We start from the raw sequence: 16061 nt of genomic DNA on the forward strand, positions 1-16061 counted from the left end.
GCCATGCGCTGGGTCTGCATTGTTTTCCCGCAATTGGCGCTGGATGCGGTACTGCGTCAGCGCGCCGATCCCGAGGAGCCCCTGGCGTTGCTGACCGGCCCGGCCCAGCGCCGGGTGCTGAAGGCCGTCAACGGCGCAGCGCGGGCGCTGGGCTTGCGTCCCGGCCAGTCCATGAGCGCGGCACAGGCCTTGAGCAAAGGCTTTGTCACGGCCGAATACGACGCCGCTGAAATCGAACACTGGCAGCAGTTTCTCGCCGCCTGGGCCTATCGCTTCAGTTCCCAGGTCAGCGTGCATTACCCCCGGGCCGTGGTGTTCGAGATCGAATCCAGCCTCGGTTTGTTCGGCGCCTGGCCGCAATTCGAAGCGCTTTTGCGCCGTGAGCTCGACGGACTGGGATTTCGGCACCGCATCGTGGCCGCGCCCAACCCGGTGGCGGCGCGGGTGCTGGCCAACGCCTATGACGGTCTGGTGGTGCCGGACGATCAAGCCTTGCAGCATCACCTGGGGCAAATGCCTGTCGACCGGATCGGCCTCGAAGCCTCGGTCGCCACGGCCTTGTCGCGCATGGGCTTGCGCACCTTGAGCCAGGTGCAGGCGCTGCCCCGGCATAGCCTGGCCCGGCGTTTCGAGGCTCAGGTGCTCAAGCATCTGGATGCCCTGTCGGGTTTACGGCGGCTGGCGCTGGCGTTTTACCTGCCGCCGGACCGCTTCGATGTGCGGATCGAGCTCAATTTCGATGTGCAGTCCCATCAAGCCTTGCTGTTTCCGTTGCGCCGGCTGACCGGCGACCTGTCGGCGTTCCTCTGTGGTCGCGACAGCGGCGTACAGCGTTTCGACCTGCATCTGGAACATGCCGGGTTGCCGGATACGCTCATCAAGGTCGGCCTGCTCAGCGCCGAGCGCGATCCGGCGATGCTCTTCGAACTGGCCCGGGGGCGGCTGGAGCAAGTCCAGGTCGAGGCGCCGGTGCGCGGCTTTCGCCTGCGCGCCGAGGATTTGCCGACTTTCGTACCCCAACATCAGGAACTGTTCGACGATCGCCCGCAGCAGTCCTTGCCCTGGGAGCAACTGCGCGAACGCCTGCGTGCACGGCTGGGGGATGACGCGGTACATGGCCTGCGCTTCCAGGCCGATCACCGGCCCGAGTGTGCATGGCAGGCCAGTGCCGACAGCCAGCCCTGCGCGGTGCCGGCCACGGTGAAACGGCCGGGCTGGCTGCTGACTGAACCGCTGACCGTGCATCAGGGCTCGGCGCGCATCCTCATGGGGCCGGAGCGCATCGAATCCGGTTGGTGGGACGGTGACGACGTACGCCGTGACTATTACCTGATCGAAACCCGGGCAGGCCAACAGGGCTGGGCCTACCGGGCGGTCGGTGAGGACGGCCCGCTGTGGTTGCAGGGCTGGTTTGCATGAGCATCGACTATGCCGAACTGCACTGCCTGTCGAACTTCAGCTTCCAGCGCGGTGCCTCCAGTGCCCTCGAGCTGTTCCAGCGCGCGAAAAAACAGGGTTATCAAGCCCTGGCGATCAGCGACGAATGCACCCTGGCGGGCATCGTGCGCGCCTGGCAAGCGGCGAAGTCCGTGGCGTTGCCGCTGATCATCGGTAGTGAAATACGCATCGAGAACGGTCCGAAACTGGTGCTGCTGGTGGAGAGCCTCGAGGGTTATCAGGCGCTGTGCCGATTGATCACCCGCGCCCGGCGGCGCACGCAGAAAGGCCAGTATCAGGTGCTGCGCGAAGACTTCAGCGAACCGTTGCCGGGGCTGTTGGCGTTGTGGGTGCCGGACGCTGTCGATGCCTTTGAACAGGGGCGCTGGCTCAAACAGGTCTTCGCCGAGCGCGTGTGGCTGGCGGTGCAGTTGCACCGCGGTCAGGACGATGCCCGGCGCCTGAACGATCTGCTGAGCCTGGCCAGGGAGTTGCGTATTGCGGCCGTGGCCAGTGGCGATGTGCACATGCACGCTCGCGGCCGGCGCGCCTTGCAGGACACCATGACCGCGATCCGTCATCACCTGCCGGTGGCCGATGCCGGGCTGCGCCTGCATCCCAACGGCGAACGCCATCTGCGCAGCCTGGACGTGCTGGGGGAACTTTATCCGCCCGGCTTGCTGGCAGAAACGCTGAACATCGCCCGGCGCTGTACCTTTGATCTTGGCCAGTTGCGTTATCAATATCCTCGCGAACTGGTGCCAGAAGGGCACAGCGCAGAGTCCTGGCTGCGGGCGTTGACCGAGCGCGGCATGCGCGAGCGATGGCCCGACGGTGCAAGCGAAAAGGTTCGCGGGCTGATCGACAAGGAGCTCGGGCTGATCGCCGAGCTGGGTTATGAAAGCTATTTCCTGACCGTTCAGGACATCGTCGCCTTCGCCCGGCGCGAGAAGATTCTCTGCCAGGGCCGAGGCTCTGCGGCCAACTCGGCGGTGTGTTTCGCCTTGGGCATCACCGAGATCGACCCCGAGCGAATGAACATGCTGTTTGAGCGCTTTCTCTCCAGGGAGCGCAACGAGCCACCGGATATCGATGTGGACTTCGAGCACGAACGCCGCGAAGAAGTCTTGCAGTACGTGTTCCAGCGCTATGGTCGGACCCGCGCGGCACTGACAGCCGTGGTCAGCACTTACCATGCGGCCGGTGCGGTGCGTGATGTGGCCAAGGCGTTGGGTTTGCCGCCAGACCAGATCAATGCCCTGGCCGATTGCTGTGGTCACTGGAGTGATGAAACGCCGCCCGTGGAGCGCCTGCGTGAAGGCGGTTTCGACCCTGAAAGCCCGGTGTTGCGCCGGGTGTTGAGTTTGACGCAGCAACTGATCGGCTTCCCCCGGCACCTGTCCCAGCACCCCGGCGGCTTCGTCATTTCCGAGCAGCCGCTGGATCACCTCGTGCCGGTGGAAAACGCCGCGATGGCCGAGCGCACCATCATCCAGTGGGACAAGGACGATCTCGATGCGGTCGGGCTGCTCAAGGTGGATATCCTGGCCCTGGGCATGCTCAGCGCGATTCGTCGCTGTTTCGACTTGCTGCGCCGTCATCGCAACCGGGACTTGAGCCTGGCAACGGTGCCCTCCGAGGATTCGCAGACCTACGACATGATCGGTCGTGCCGACACCATCGGCGTGTTCCAGATCGAATCCCGGGCGCAAATGTCGATGCTGCCCAGGCTCAAGCCCCGCAAGTTCTATGACCTGGTGATCGAGGTGGCCATCGTTCGCCCCGGACCTATCCAGGGCGGCATGGTGCATCCGTACCTGCGTCGTCGAAACAAGGAAGAGCTTGAAACCTACCCCTCCGAAGAGTTGCGGGAGGTGTTGAAACGCACCCTTGGCGTGCCACTGTTTCAGGAACAGGTGATGCAGATCGCCATCGTCGCCGCCGACTACAGCCCCGGCGAGGCCGACCAGCTACGCCGCTCCATGGCTGCCTGGAAACGCCACGGCGGGCTCGAACCACACAAGGATCGACTGGCCGCCGGCATGAAGAAAAAAGGCTACACGCCGGAGTTCGCCGCGCAGATCTTCGAGCAGATCAAGGGCTTTGGCAGCTACGGTTTTCCCGAGTCTCACGCGGCCAGTTTTGCCTTGCTGACTTACGCCAGTTGCTGGTTGAAATGCCACGAGCCGGCGGCCTTCGCTTGTGCGCTGATCAACAGTTGGCCGATGGGGTTCTACAGCCCGGACCAGATTCTGCAGGACGTCCGGCGCCATCATTTGCAGGTTCGCCCGGTGGACGTGCGCACCAGCGACTGGGATTGCAGTCTGGAACCGATCAGCGATGCGCAACCGGCGATTCGCTTGGGGCTACGCATGATCAAGGGCTTTCGCGAGGACGATGCCCGACGCATCGAGGCGGCACGCTCCAAAGGGGCGTTTGCCGACATTGCCGACCTCGGCGAACGGGCGCGACTCGATGCCCGCGCCCAGGAGCAACTGGCCGATGCCGGCGCGTTGCGTGGACTGGCCGGCGACCGGCATCGGGCACGTTGGGAAGTGGCCGGGGTACAAAAGCAGCTGGGTTTGTTTGCCGGCCTGCCGAGCCGGGAGGAGGACGCGGTGTCGTTGCCAAAGCCCACTGTGGGCGAGGACCTGCAAGCCGATTACGCCAGTGTCGGCACCACCCTCGGGCCGCATCCGTTGGCCCTGTTACGCGGTGAGTTGAAGGCGCGGCGCTGCCGCAGTTCGAAGGAGTTGCTGGACGTCGAGCACGGTCGGCCAGTCAGCGTTGCCGGGCTGGTCACCGGCCGACAACGCCCGGCCACCGCCAGCGGCGTGACGTTCGTCACCCTTGAGGACGAGTTCGGCAACGTCAACGTGGTGGTGTGGCGCGACCTGGCCGAGCGTCAGCGCCAGGTGCTGGTCGGCTCGCAGTTGCTCAAGGTCGATGGGCGCTGGGAGAAAGAGGGTGAGGTCCGGCATCTGATAGCCGGACGCTTGAGTGATTTGAGCCCGCTACTGGACGGTATCAGTGTGCGCAGTCGCGATTTCCGCTGACGACGCGTTCCCCTGTAGGAGCGAGCTTGCTCGCGATGAACCTGAGAGCGCCGCGGGGTGTCAGGTTACCAGCGGTATCGTTGACGACCATCGCGAGCAAGCTCGCTCCTACAGGTTTTGTGCAATCTCTGGTTATTTGGTGGCAGGCCAAAACCGCTCCCCACCCCCCGGCGCATCCGTCCAGGCCTGCAACGAGCGTGTTGGCAAGTCGAAGTAATCCCGCGTACGCGCATAGCCATGCCCGCCCATGCGTCCGATCGCATCCAGCCCCAACTGGTCGATGTACAGGGTTTTCGGATCGATCAGTTCGTCACGCACATGGGCCATCAGTACTTCACCAAAGATAATCTCCCGGGATTGGCCGATGGACAGGGCCATCATCCGCCGGCACTCCAGCGCCACCGGAGCTTCGCCGATGCGCGGGCATTTGACCGTGGTGCCGGGGATGGCAGTGAGGCCGGCGGCGGTCAGTTCATCGAAGCCGGGGGCGAAGGGCACGGCGCAGACGTTCATGGCTTCCACCAGGGCATCGCTAACGATGTTCACGGTGAATTCCTGATTGAGTTGGATATTGCGAGTGGTGTCCTTGGGGCTTTGGTCGCCGTAGTTTTCCACGCCCAGGGCGAGGATCGGTGGATCGGCGGAAAGCGCATTGAAGAAGCTGAACGGTGCCGCGTTGATCCGGCCTTCGCCGTCGACGGTGGTGACCAGGGCTATCGGCCGTGGCACGACGCTGCCGATCAGGATCTTGTATTTGTCCCGTGGGCTCAATGTGCTGAAGTCGAAGCTTTGCATGGGCAGAAATCTCTAGAGAAGTGGATCAATCGCGCTCAGTGGCGCCTGTGCGCTGTAGTCGTCGGCGAACGGGATGGCGGGCTGGAACAGGCTTTTCCAGTCCGGTTGATCAAAGGCCCGGTCGCTGTGGCTGCGCATCAATTTTTCGAATTGGCGTTGGGCCTGGCCTTGCAGGGCGGGGTAGTCGAGGCCCTCGACCTGGCCGTCCCGCATCACGCAGCGGCCGTCGATGTAGCTGGCGATACAGTCGTCACCGCGACCGGCCAGAACAAGATTTTTCAGTGGATCGAATAGCGGCCCCAGGTGCATCCCGCGCAGGTTGAACACGGTGATGTCGGCCTTGGCCCCGGGCGCCAGGCGTCCGAGATCGTCGCGGCCCAGTGCCTTGGCACCGCCGAGGGTCGCGGCGTTGTACAGGTCCAGCGTGCTGGTCAGATCGTTACCGCCTTCCATAAGGCGAGCGATGTTCAAGCCCTGGCGCATGTTGTCCAGCAAGTCCGCGGGCCAGGTGTCGGTGCCCAGGGCGAAGTTGATGCCTTTGGCCCGATATTGACCAAACGAATTCAGCGCCTCGCCGTCCCGGGCAAACACCACCGGGCAATGCACCAGACTGGCGCCGCCGTCCACCACTCGTTGCAGGTCGTCATCGCCGCGGGTGTAGATGCCGTGGGGCAGCAGGCTGCGTGGGTTCAAAAGCCCAAGCTGCTGCAACCAGCCCAGTGGCGAGGTGCCGCGCAGTTGCTCGACCATCGTCACTTCACCGAGGCCCTGGCAGCAGTGCAAACGCATCGGTGCGTTGAGTTCCCGGCTCAGCGCGGCGGTGCGTTGCAGCAACGCCGGGGTGCAGGTCTGGATGCGATCGGGCAGCAGCGCACCGCGAATCAGGCCGTTGTGCGCGCCGTCGAAATCCCGGAAAAACCGCTCGGCGGCGTCGAGCCCGGCCATGCCCCGGGCTTCGTCCCAGTGGTGCGCCAGGGTTCCATCGGCCTGCCAGTAACTCATGCCGCTCATGTAGCAGGGACCGAGGTAAGTGCGTAGCCCCAGTTCGGCGGCCACACCTGCCACCGCCGCAAATTCGTCGTAGGTCTCGGCCCACTCGCGGTAATACATCGAGGTGATCGGCATGGCCGTGGTGATGCCGTTGCGGATCAGTTGGGTGAAGGCGTAGCGGTATTTGAAGACTTCTTCTTCGGGGCTGTAGCTTTCCCGCGATCCACGCGCCAGATACTGCGCCGACCACATCCGGCCCATGTCGCGCTCGTCGCCGTTGTCCAGGGTCAGCACCGTGGAATCGAGATCGCCCAAGGCATCCAGATCGATGAACCCGGGACCGATCAGCGCATTACCGTAATCAACCCACTGATCCACCGGCCCCGCATAACCACGCCCGACAAACTCGATGCGCGCGCCTTCGAACACCACTTCGCCATCGCGCCACAACACATGCCGCGTGCCGTCGAAGCCGACTACGCAACTGGCCCGCAAGCCGATGCGCTTCACAGACGGCTTTCCAGCAAGCGACCACCCGCGGCAATCAACTGGCCCGCGCGATAGACCTGACGCAACGGCCGCGAAACCACCGCCTCACCCAGTGTTTGTACCGGCATCAACAGGAAGTCCGCCGGCTGGCCAATCTCCAGGCGATTGGCTTGGCAACCCAGCGCCTGGGCGCCGTTGACGGTCGCCGCCTCGAACGCTGCCGCCAGTTCTTCGTCCTTGTTCAAGTCGAAGCGGAACGCCAGCAACATCGCCCGCTCCAGCATGTCGCCGTTGCCCATGGGCGACCAGGCATCACGAATACCGTCCGAGCCCAGGCACACATTCACGCCGGTTTCGCGCAGGGCCAGGAACGGCGGCACCGCGCAATCGGCCGGGGCCGAGCTCATCAGCGAAATGCCCAATGTGGCCAGACGTTCGGCCACCGATTTGACCTGGCTCCACGGCAACATCCCCAGGCAGTACGCGTGGCTGATCATCACCCGGCCTTGGCGGCCGAAGCGCTCGGTGTAGTCGGCAATCAGGGCGATCTGCCACAGCCCCAGCTCACCTTTGTCATGCAGGTGAATGTCGACGCCCCGGTCGAATTCGCTGGCCAGTTTGAAGACGAAATCCAGTTGTGCGACAGGGTCGTTATCGATACCACACGGGTCCAGCCCGCCGACGTTCTCCACGCCCAGGGCCATGGCTTCGCGCATCAGTTCGGCGGTGCCGGGGCGGCTGATCAAACCAGTCTGCGGGAACACCACCAGTTGCAGGTCGATCAGGTCGCGGTAGTTTTCACGCAGTTGCTGCATGGCCTCGACATGCCGCAGGCCGAATTCCGGGTCGATGTCGACGTGGCAACGCATGGTCAGCGAGCCGCGGGCGATGCAGTTTTCCAGCAGGGCGCCGGCCCGTTGCGCAATCGGTGTGGTGACTTCACGCAGGATGCGCCGTTCGTTGGCGATGTAGTCCTTGAGGGTCGGGCCGGCACTGTTGGGGCGCCACGGCTGGCCCCAGAGGGTTTTGTCCAGGTGCACGTGGCTTTCCACCAGGGCGGGGGTGAGCAACTGGTTCTGGCCGTCGATGTCGGTGGCCGACAGGGCTTCGTTAGAAGCGGGGCGGCGTTGGCTGAAACGGCCGTTTTCGATCAGCAGGTCTTCGGCGGTGGCGCCGTAGGGGCGCACGTTGCGCAGCCAGCGGGGTTGATTCATTGCAAACCTCAAATTCAGTGGTGTCTTGGCGGGCCTCATCGCGAGCAAGCTCGCTCCCACAGTAGATCTTTGACGTTCACAAAATCCCTGTGGGAGCGAGCTTGCTCGCGATGGGCGCGACTCGGTCGAAAGGCAATCAGCCCTTGAGCTTGGCCCAAATGCGGTCCTGCAGCTCCCGCGCCTTGTTGCTGCATTCCTTTTCCGGGCGCAGGCGCGCGGCGAATTCGTCGGGCATGTTGATGGCGTCCATCACTCGCCATTTGGCGTCGATCAGCTTGTCGCTCTGGATGCCGTTGGCGTAGGCGATGGCGTTGGACACGGCGGCGGCGTTCTCCGGTTTCATCATCCAGTCGATGAAGATCTTCGCGTTGCCGGGGTGCGGTGCGCTTTTCGGTACGGCGAAGTTGTCCTGGAACATCGCCAGGCCTTCACGGGGGTAGACGTACTTGATGGTGCTCTTCTGCAGGGTGGCCCGCGCTGTAGAACCGTTCCAGTTCTGCATCATGATCACTTCACCGCTGGCCATGCGGTCGACGGTGTTGTCCGAGCTGTACATCTTCAGGAAGGGTTTCTGTTTTTGCAGCAGTTCGAGGATGCGCTTGGCGTCCTGCGGGTTTTCGCTGCACTCGTCGACATTCAGGTAGTGACTGGCGGCGTTGATCACGCTGCTGGAGGTGTCGAGGGCGGCGAGCTGACCTTGCAGTTCCTTGCGCGGCTCGAAGAACTCTTTCCACGAGTCGTCGAGCTTGCCGCCGGGCACCCGGGCGCTGTCATAGGAGAACCCGGTGGTGCCCCACAGGTACGGTGCCGAGAACTTGCGGCCCGGGTCGAAGCTCGGGTCGCGGAACGCCGGTTTGACGTACTGGAAGTTGGGCAGGGCCGAGGCGTCGATTTCCAGCAGCAGGTCCTGGTTGATCAGGGTGCGCATGATCGATTGCGACGGCACGATCACGTCGTACGCCGCGCCGCCGGCCTGCAACTTGGCCAGCAGGGTTTCGTTGCTGTCGTAGCCGTCCATGGTGACCTTGATGCCGGTCTCCTTTTCGAACTTGGCCAGCAGTTCCACCGGGTAGTAGTCGGTCCAGTTGTAGAAAAACAGTTCCTTGGGCTCGGCGGCCTGGGCGCTGAACGCCGTAAACGCGGTGAAGCAACTCAAGGCCAGACCGGCAACGGCGAAACGCATGCTTTTCACTTTCTTGCTCATATAGAAGTCTCCAGGCTTATTGTTGTTTGCCGCGCTGTCCCAGCCAGAAGGCCAGCACTACCAGCACGATGGAAATCACCAGCATCAGGGTCGAAATCGCGTTGATCTCCGGTGTTACGCCGGCCTTGATCGCCGAGAAGATGTACACCGGCAGGGTCGTCGAGCCGGGGCCCGCGACGAAGAAGGTCATGATGAAATCGTCGAGGCTGACCACGAACGCCAGCACCGAACCGGACAGCACCGCCGGCCACAGCAGCGGCAAGGTCACCCGGCGAAACACCTGCCAGGGGTTGGCGTACAGGTCGTTCGCCGCTTCCAGCAGGCTCTTGTCCAGGTCGTTGAGCCGCGCGCGGATCGGCAGGTAGGCGAAGGGAATGCAGAAGCCGATGTGCGCGACGATCACCGTCAGCAGACCGAGCTTGATCCCCAGCGCCATGAACAGCAGCAGGGTGGCCACGGCGGTGACGATCTCCGGCAGGATCAGTGGCAGGTTGATCCCGCCCTCGACCATTTTCTGTCCGTAGAACGGCCGGTAGGTCGCCAGTGCCGCGAGCAGGGCAATCGCCGTGGCGCAGACCGTAGCGATGCTGGCGACGATGATCGAGTTCAGCGCCGCGGTCTGGATCGACGGGTTGGCCAGGATTCGCCCGTACCAGTCGAACGAGAACTCGGTCCACACCGTCGCCGAGCGGTTGGCGTTGAAGCTGTAGGCGATCAATACAAAGATCGGCAGGTACAGGTAGGCCAGCATCAACAGGCTGACTTCACGGGTCAGGGGCAGTTTCTTCAGGTGCAGGGCGATCATGCTTGTGCTCCCGGGCGGTGGGTCTTGGCGGCATTGCGGCTATAGAGGGCGTAGAGCACCAGGGACAGCAACATGATCCCCAGCAACAGGAACGACAGCGAACTCCCCAGCGGCCAGTTGCGCGCGGTACCGAACTGCTGCTGGATCAGGTTGCCGATCATCAGCGTCTTGCCGCCGCCAAGGATCGCCGGGGTAATGAAGGCTCCCAGGCTTGGCACGAACACCAACAAGGCACCTGCGATCACCCCCGGCATCGACAGCGGCAGGATGATCCGCCGCAACGCGTGCCAGCGATTGGCACCCAGGTCATAGGCGGCTTCCACCAGACGCCAGTCGAGTTTTTCCAGGGTCGAGTAGATTGGCAGGATCATGAACGGCAGGAAGCTGTAGACCAGGCCGACGCTGACCGCGAAGTCGTTGTAGAGCAGGGTGATGCCACCGGCCTGGGGGAACAGCGCGTTGAGGCTCTGGGCGACCCAGCCGTGCTCGCGCAGGATGATCAGCCAGGCGTAGTTGCGGATCAGCAGGTTGGTCCAGAACGGGATGGTGATCAGCAACACCATCAGGTTGCGTCGACGGGGTGTCAGGCTCGACATCCACAACGCCACGGGGAAGCCGAACAGGAAACACAGGACCGTGGTGCCACCGGCCTGGAACACCGAACGCAGCAACGCCTGGGCGTAGACCCAGTTGAGCTCCAGTTCGCCGTCGAAACCCTCCTGGAAAAACAGTTGCACGTAGCTTTGCAATTGCCAGTCGGCCTGCCAGTCGACGCCGCCATAGACGTTGCGCGGCAGCAGGCTGATGTAGCCCATGATGCCCAGCGGAATGGCGATCAGGGCCAGCAGGGTCAGGACCACCGGGCTGAGCAACAGCGCGCGGTTGAGGGCTGGGGAAGTGCTGCTGACGCTCATCTCAGGCCTCCATCAACAGGCAGGCGTGGGGCGGCAGGTTGACCGCGACGCGATCGCCCACCACCCGCCCGTGGCTCAGGCCTTCGTTGTTCTCGCGCAGCATGACCTTGATGTCGTTGTTCAGGCGGCATTGATAGAGCGTGGCCGTGCCGACATACAGCACGGCCTCGATCACACCGCGCAGATGATGCGGTTGGGTCGGCTCGACCAGTTGCGAACGCTCCGGGCGGAACGCCAGTTGCACCTTGCTGCCGTCAAAGCCCTGGGCCGGGCAGGGAATTTCCACGGGCATGCCGTTGGGCACGAAGAGCTTTTCGTTCTGTTGGCCACGTTTGATATGGCCGGGAAGGAAGTTGATGTCGCCGATGAATTGCGCGACGAACTGGTGTTGCGGCCGTTCGTAGATTTCATTGGGCGAGCCGATTTGCAGGATCTTGCCGGCGGACATCACGGCGATGCGATCGGACAGGGTCAGCGCTTCCTCCTGATCGTGGGTGACGAAAATGAAGGTGATCCCGGCTTCTTTCTGTACGCGCTTGAGTTCGACCTGCATTTCCTTGCGCAGCTTCAGGTCCAGGGCCGACAGCGGTTCGTCCAGCAACAGCACTTTGGGTTTTGGCGCCAGGGCCCGGGCCAGAGCCACCCGTTGCTGTTGGCCGCCGGACAGTTCGGCCGGTTTACGCTTGGCCAGGTGCTGCATTTGCACCAGCGCGAGCATCTCATCGACCCGCTGCGGAATCAGTTTGCGATCAAGGCCCTGCATCTCGAGGCCGAAGGCGATATTCTGCGCAACACTCATGTGCGGAAACAGCGCGTAACTCTGGAACACCGTGTTGACCCGACGCTTGAACGGCGGCAAATCGTTGACCGGTTCGCCAGCGAGACGGATCTCACCGTCGCTGACATGCTCGAAGCCGGCGATGGTGCGCAGCAGGGTGGTTTTGCCGCAGCCGGAGGGGCCGAGCAGGGTGAAGAATTCGTTGTCGGCAATGTCCACCGAGACGTTATCGAGGGCTGGTGCCAGCCCCGGATCGTCGGAATATCGCTTTGAGACGTTTCGCACTTCGATTGCTGTTGGATGACCCATTATGGTGCATTCCTCTAATTATTGTATGCAAAATATGGATGCAATTTAGAAATACCCGGATTAATCTGTCCGTGCAAGCCCCTTTTTCAATGGCTGTTCATTCGCCAGGGTCGTTTGCACAGGGCGCAAGGAGTTGATGAATGACGGAAAAGAAACTGGAAACTACGGTCGACCGCGTCTACCAAGGGGTTTACGAGGCGATCAGCAAGCGTTCGTTGCGTCCGGGCATGAAGCTCGGCGAAGCCTCTTTGGCCGAGCTGTTCAATGTCAGCCGCACGTCTGTCCGGGCCGCGCTCAAGCAATTGGAAGCCGACGGGCTGGTCACCACCGAGCCCAATAAAGGTGCGTCGGTGTCGCTGCCCAGTGACGAAGAGATCCGTTCGCTGTTCGAAACCCGTCGCCTGGTCGAGATCGGCATCGTCAGCGAACTGTGCCGTCGGCGTGATACGGCGGTGACCCAGGACCTGCGCGATCACTTGCTGTTGGAGGATGAAGCGCATCAAAGCGGTGATCACGAGCGGTTGATTCACCTGCTCGGCGAGTTCCACATCAAACTGGCCCGCAGCCTGAACAACCCGGTACTGCTGGACTGGTTCCAGAAGCTGATTTCCCGGGCGTCGCTGTATGCCGCCGCTCTGGATGACGACAGCCACGAAGCCTGCCGCGACGACGAACACCTGCGGCTGATCGAATACATCGAAGCAGGCAACCAGAGTGCGGCCATCGAACTGACCTGCATGCATTTGAATGGCATCGAGAAGGCCATTCTGGATGTCGCGGCCACCCTGAAAAGCAGTTACAACCCACTAAAGCACTTGATCGAGGTGTAGTGCACGGACTCTCGGTTACCGAGGACCAAATTGTGGGAGCGGGCTTGCTCGCGAAAGCGGTGTATCAGCAGACGAATATGTTGAATGACACACCGCCTTCGCGAGCAAGCCCGCTCCCACAAGGGATCTCCAGTGGCCCGCGAGAATCAGCTATACCTCTATGAAACGAATAGCGTGCAGGATGCTCGAAACAAACGGGTGCAACTTACCGGGATAGAGCCAGCCGATGCAGTTTCTAGAGGAAAGCCACGGGTGCTCCGGGTGGAACGGCGAAATGGCCGGACGCATTCGTGCGTTCGACTGGAGCCTGACCGAACTTGGCCCGCTCGATTCATGGTCCAGGAGCCTGAGTAGCGCGGTGCAGTTGATGCTCGCGTCCCCACTGCCGATGGTGATGCTCTGGGGCCAGTCCGGGTACATGATCTATAACGACGCTTATTCCAAGTTTGCCGGTGGGCGCCATCCGTATCTGCTCGGCTCTGCCGTAGAACTGGGTTGGCCGGAAGTTGCCGAATTCAATCGCCACGTGGTCGACACCTGCCTGGCGGGCGGCACCTTGTCCTATCGCAACAAAGAACTGGTGCTGCTGCGTGACGGGGTTCCGGAAGATGTCTGGATGGACCTCTACTACAGCCCGGTGGCCGACGATGACGGGCGCCCGGCCGGGGTCATGGCCATGGTGGTGGAAACCACCGATCGGGTGATCTCCGAACACCGGCGACAGGCGGCTGAAGACGCCTACCGCGCCGACAACGAACGGGTACGCCTGGCGCTGAACGCCGGCGCCTTGCTCGGTTCCTTTGTCTGGGACATCAAGGCCAACGTGCTGTCGGGTGACGAGCGCTTCGCTCGCGCGTTCTCTTATCCACCCGGGCAAGACCTGCAAAACCTGTCTCAGGAAATCGCTGAAAGCCGGATCCATCCGGATGACCGCAGTTGGGTTCAGGAACGAGTCACACTGTCGGTGGAGACGGGCGAGCCCTACAACGTCGAATACCGGATCCGGCGCCCGGATGGCAGCTACCTCTGGGTACTCGCCAGTGGCTGTTGCGAGTTCAATGAGCAGGGCGAGGCGTTTCGTTTCCCCGGCGTGCTGATCGACATCCACGAACGCAAGACCGCCGAAGAGTCCCTGCTCAAGTTCACCCGCAACCTGGAACAGCGGGTGGCCGATGAGGTCGAGGCGCGGCTGGCGGCGGAAGAACAACTGCGCCAGTCACAGAAGCTCGAAGCCATCGGCGGTCTCACCGGTGGTGTGGCCCATGACTTCAACAACCTGTTGCAAGTGATCGCCGGCAACCTGCACCTGCTCGCGCGCCATGAGCCGGATAACGCCAATGTGCAGCGCCGGGTCTCGGCGTCGATTGCCGCCGTCGAGCGCGGTGCCAAGCTGTCTTCGCAATTGCTTGCATTTGCCCGCCGCCAACCGTTGTCACCCGCGGTCTTCACCTTGCGGCAGATTTTCGATGGCCTGGCGGAGCTGTTGCTGCGTGCCCTGGGTGAAACCCTTCAGGTCCACATGACGGCACCCGAAGATTCCTGGAATGTGTTTGTCGATCGCAACCAACTGGAAAACGCCATTCTCAATCTGGCGATCAATGCCCGTGACGCCCTTCAAGGCGAGGGCAGGATTGACCTGTGCGCGGAAAACATCGTCCTCGATCGCAAATTTTGCGCCGCAAAGGGCATTGCCCCCGGGGACTATGTACGGGTGTCCGTGACGGATACCGGCGTCGGCATGCCGCCGCAGGTGCTGGCCCAGGCGTTCGAGCCATTCTTCACCACCAAGGCCGACGGGCAGGGCACCGGCTTGGGCTTGAGTATGGTGTTTGGCTTCGTCAAGCAGAGTGGCGGTCATATCGAAATCGCCAGCGACGTGGGGCGGGGGACTCGGGTGCAGCTGTACTTCCCGCGCACCTTGCGCGCGGCCCCCAGCGAAACGCCGGGCCCTGATGTGCCGCAACGGGGCGGGCACGAACGCATCCTGGTGGTCGAGGACAATGAGGCCGTGAGGGTATCGGCGGTGGAGTTGTTGCGCGAGGAGGGCTATCAGGTCCTCACGGCCACCAACGGTGACATCGCCATGAAAATGTTGCTGGAAGGGCTGGCGGTGGACCTGATTTTCACTGACGTAGTCATGCCCGGCCTGATCAAGAGTTCGGACCTGGCGGCCTGGGCGAAAGTGCAGGAGCCACCGGTGGCTGTGTTGTTCACCTCGGGGCATACCCGCGACATCATCTCGCGCAATCACCAGCTCAGTCCCGACACCCACCTGCTGAGCAAACCCTACAACCCCGAAGCACTGACGCAGATGGTGCGCACGGTGCTTAGCGGGTGACAAAAACAGGTGATTCTCCACGCAGGTTTTCAAAGGTGACCGAGTGATCGTCAACCCGTGGAGGCGCCGGTGCAGGCAAGGTTTTATCGCATTGGCGACCGGACGACGAACGGACACCGCTGGTCTGACAGGTGGTCGACAGAACAGGCTAACCGAGGCCATTCTGATAGTTGGTGAACGCAATTGATCGCGTTTCGCTGCCGATCAACAAACGGAGGTGTTCCATGCCGGTGCCCCATGACCTTTATCAGGATCTGAAACGCTCAAAGGAAGAAGTCCAGCAGAAACGCACCAAGGATCCGTTACTGGATTCACTGCTTAACAAGTATTCCCAGGCGGATGCCGAAGTGGTGAAAGCAGAGGAGGCCAAGTCCAACGATGACACCGTAAGGAAGCTCAAGGAGGCACGTCTGCTGGTCAAGGACAAGATCGTCAAGCAACTTGGCTCGTCGTCCTGACCCAGCGAGCTGCCACCGACGACCGGTGGCGGGAAAGTTGGAACGGCATCACAACCGGCACCTCGAATGTTCAGAGACCGCTGTTATGGCTCTCAACGAGGTGCCTCATGACCCAGCCCAAATACCCCAGCGAACAACAGGGTGGCCACGACCCGATCCCCACTCATCCCGAACCCCTGAGCCCCGAACACACCACGGTCAATCCCGAGGAAGAGCCGGGCATCGATGAGTGGCCGGATGATGAGGGTGTCGACATCGATCCAGAATGAACACCGCCCTCTGTAGGAGCGAGCTTGCTCGCGATGGTCGTTAACGATGCCGCGTGTTTACTGACTAAACGCAGTGCATTTGAGTCCATCGCGAGCAGGCTGAACTGGCCTAATAATTCCGGACACCTCTTAAGGGCGATATGATTTCGCCAACTTGGAGGTTCCATGAACGAAA

13 protein-coding genes and 1 pseudogene are annotated in these 16061 nt (G+C 62.3%); 6 read left to right on the forward strand and 8 right to left on the reverse strand.

What is annotated here, in order from left to right; all coding sequences use genetic code 11:
• Window positions 1–3 precede the first annotated feature (3 nt).
• Both AC1Q6Y_RS27680 and AC1Q6Y_RS27685 read left to right on the forward strand, forming a co-directional pair.
• Entirely contained in the window at window positions 4–1419 is a 1416-nt protein-coding gene (locus AC1Q6Y_RS27680) for a Y-family DNA polymerase (RefSeq protein ID WP_492625624.1), read from the forward strand.
• Window positions 1395–4493 (forward strand): error-prone DNA polymerase, encoded by a 3099-nt coding sequence (locus AC1Q6Y_RS27685; RefSeq protein ID WP_492625625.1) that lies wholly within the window; start codon window positions 1395–1397, stop codon window positions 4491–4493. Before AC1Q6Y_RS27680 ends, AC1Q6Y_RS27685 begins: the two co-directional genes overlap by 25 nt.
• Before the next feature lie 13 nt (window positions 4494–4506).
• Here the strand turns inward: AC1Q6Y_RS27685 and AC1Q6Y_RS27690 are convergent.
• From AC1Q6Y_RS27690 to AC1Q6Y_RS27725, 8 genes and pseudogenes are all read right to left on the reverse strand, one after another.
• Window positions 4507–4584: pseudogene (locus tag AC1Q6Y_RS27690) on the reverse strand (outer membrane lipoprotein carrier protein LolA); the annotation flags it as partial.
• Between the two features lie 41 nt (window positions 4585–4625).
• Entirely contained in the window at window positions 4626–5288 is a 663-nt protein-coding gene (locus tag AC1Q6Y_RS27695; RefSeq protein ID WP_057714349.1) for a flavin reductase family protein, read from the reverse strand.
• A 12-nt stretch (window positions 5289–5300) separates the two neighbouring features.
• On the reverse strand, window positions 5301–6788 hold the full coding sequence (locus AC1Q6Y_RS27700; protein WP_492625626.1) for an amidohydrolase family protein: 1488 nt from the start codon (window positions 6786–6788) through the stop codon (window positions 5301–5303).
• On the reverse strand, window positions 6785–7981 hold the full coding sequence (locus AC1Q6Y_RS27705) for an amidohydrolase family protein (RefSeq protein WP_492625627.1): 1197 nt from the start codon (window positions 7979–7981) through the stop codon (window positions 6785–6787). The genes AC1Q6Y_RS27700 and AC1Q6Y_RS27705 overlap by 4 nt, the downstream gene beginning before the upstream one ends.
• A 136-nt stretch (window positions 7982–8117) precedes the next feature.
• Window positions 8118–9185, reverse strand: coding sequence for an extracellular solute-binding protein (locus AC1Q6Y_RS27710; RefSeq protein ID WP_090455671.1), 1068 nt, complete (start codon window positions 9183–9185; stop codon window positions 8118–8120).
• Window positions 9186–9201: 16 nt separating this feature from the next.
• Window positions 9202–9990: an ABC transporter permease gene (locus AC1Q6Y_RS27715; protein WP_057714357.1), complete on the reverse strand. Its 789-nt coding sequence runs from the start codon at window positions 9988–9990 to the stop codon at window positions 9202–9204.
• Window positions 9987–10904 (reverse strand): ABC transporter permease, encoded by a 918-nt coding sequence (locus AC1Q6Y_RS27720; RefSeq protein ID WP_407516798.1) that lies wholly within the window; start codon window positions 10902–10904, stop codon window positions 9987–9989. Before AC1Q6Y_RS27720 ends, AC1Q6Y_RS27715 begins: the two co-directional genes overlap by 4 nt.
• 1 nt (window position 10905) lies before the next feature.
• A complete protein-coding gene (locus AC1Q6Y_RS27725; RefSeq protein WP_492625628.1) occupies window positions 10906–11991 on the reverse strand; it encodes an ABC transporter ATP-binding protein in 1086 nt (361 codons plus the stop codon).
• A gap of 140 nt (window positions 11992–12131) precedes the next feature.
• Between AC1Q6Y_RS27725 and AC1Q6Y_RS27730 the strand changes: the two genes are divergently transcribed.
• The 4 genes from AC1Q6Y_RS27730 to AC1Q6Y_RS27745 all read left to right on the forward strand — a co-directional run bounded on the left by AC1Q6Y_RS27730 (window position 12132) and on the right by AC1Q6Y_RS27745 (window position 15886).
• A complete protein-coding gene (locus AC1Q6Y_RS27730) occupies window positions 12132–12821 on the forward strand; it encodes a GntR family transcriptional regulator (protein ID WP_007973313.1) in 690 nt (229 codons plus the stop codon).
• Between the two features lie 226 nt (window positions 12822–13047).
• Window positions 13048–15159, forward strand: a complete 2112-nt coding sequence (locus tag AC1Q6Y_RS27735) for a hybrid sensor histidine kinase/response regulator (RefSeq protein WP_492625629.1) — start codon at window positions 13048–13050, stop codon at window positions 15157–15159.
• 224 nt (window positions 15160–15383) lie between these two features.
• Window positions 15384–15617 (forward strand): DUF465 domain-containing protein, encoded by a 234-nt coding sequence (locus AC1Q6Y_RS27740; protein ID WP_057714363.1) that lies wholly within the window; start codon window positions 15384–15386, stop codon window positions 15615–15617.
• A 107-nt stretch (window positions 15618–15724) separates the two neighbouring features.
• On the forward strand, window positions 15725–15886 hold the full coding sequence (locus AC1Q6Y_RS27745; RefSeq protein ID WP_492625630.1) for a hypothetical protein: 162 nt from the start codon (window positions 15725–15727) through the stop codon (window positions 15884–15886).
• Window positions 15887–16061 lie beyond the last annotated feature (175 nt).

The sequence above is a fragment of the Pseudomonas sp. GW823-FHT06E10 genome (assembly GCF_058794995.1).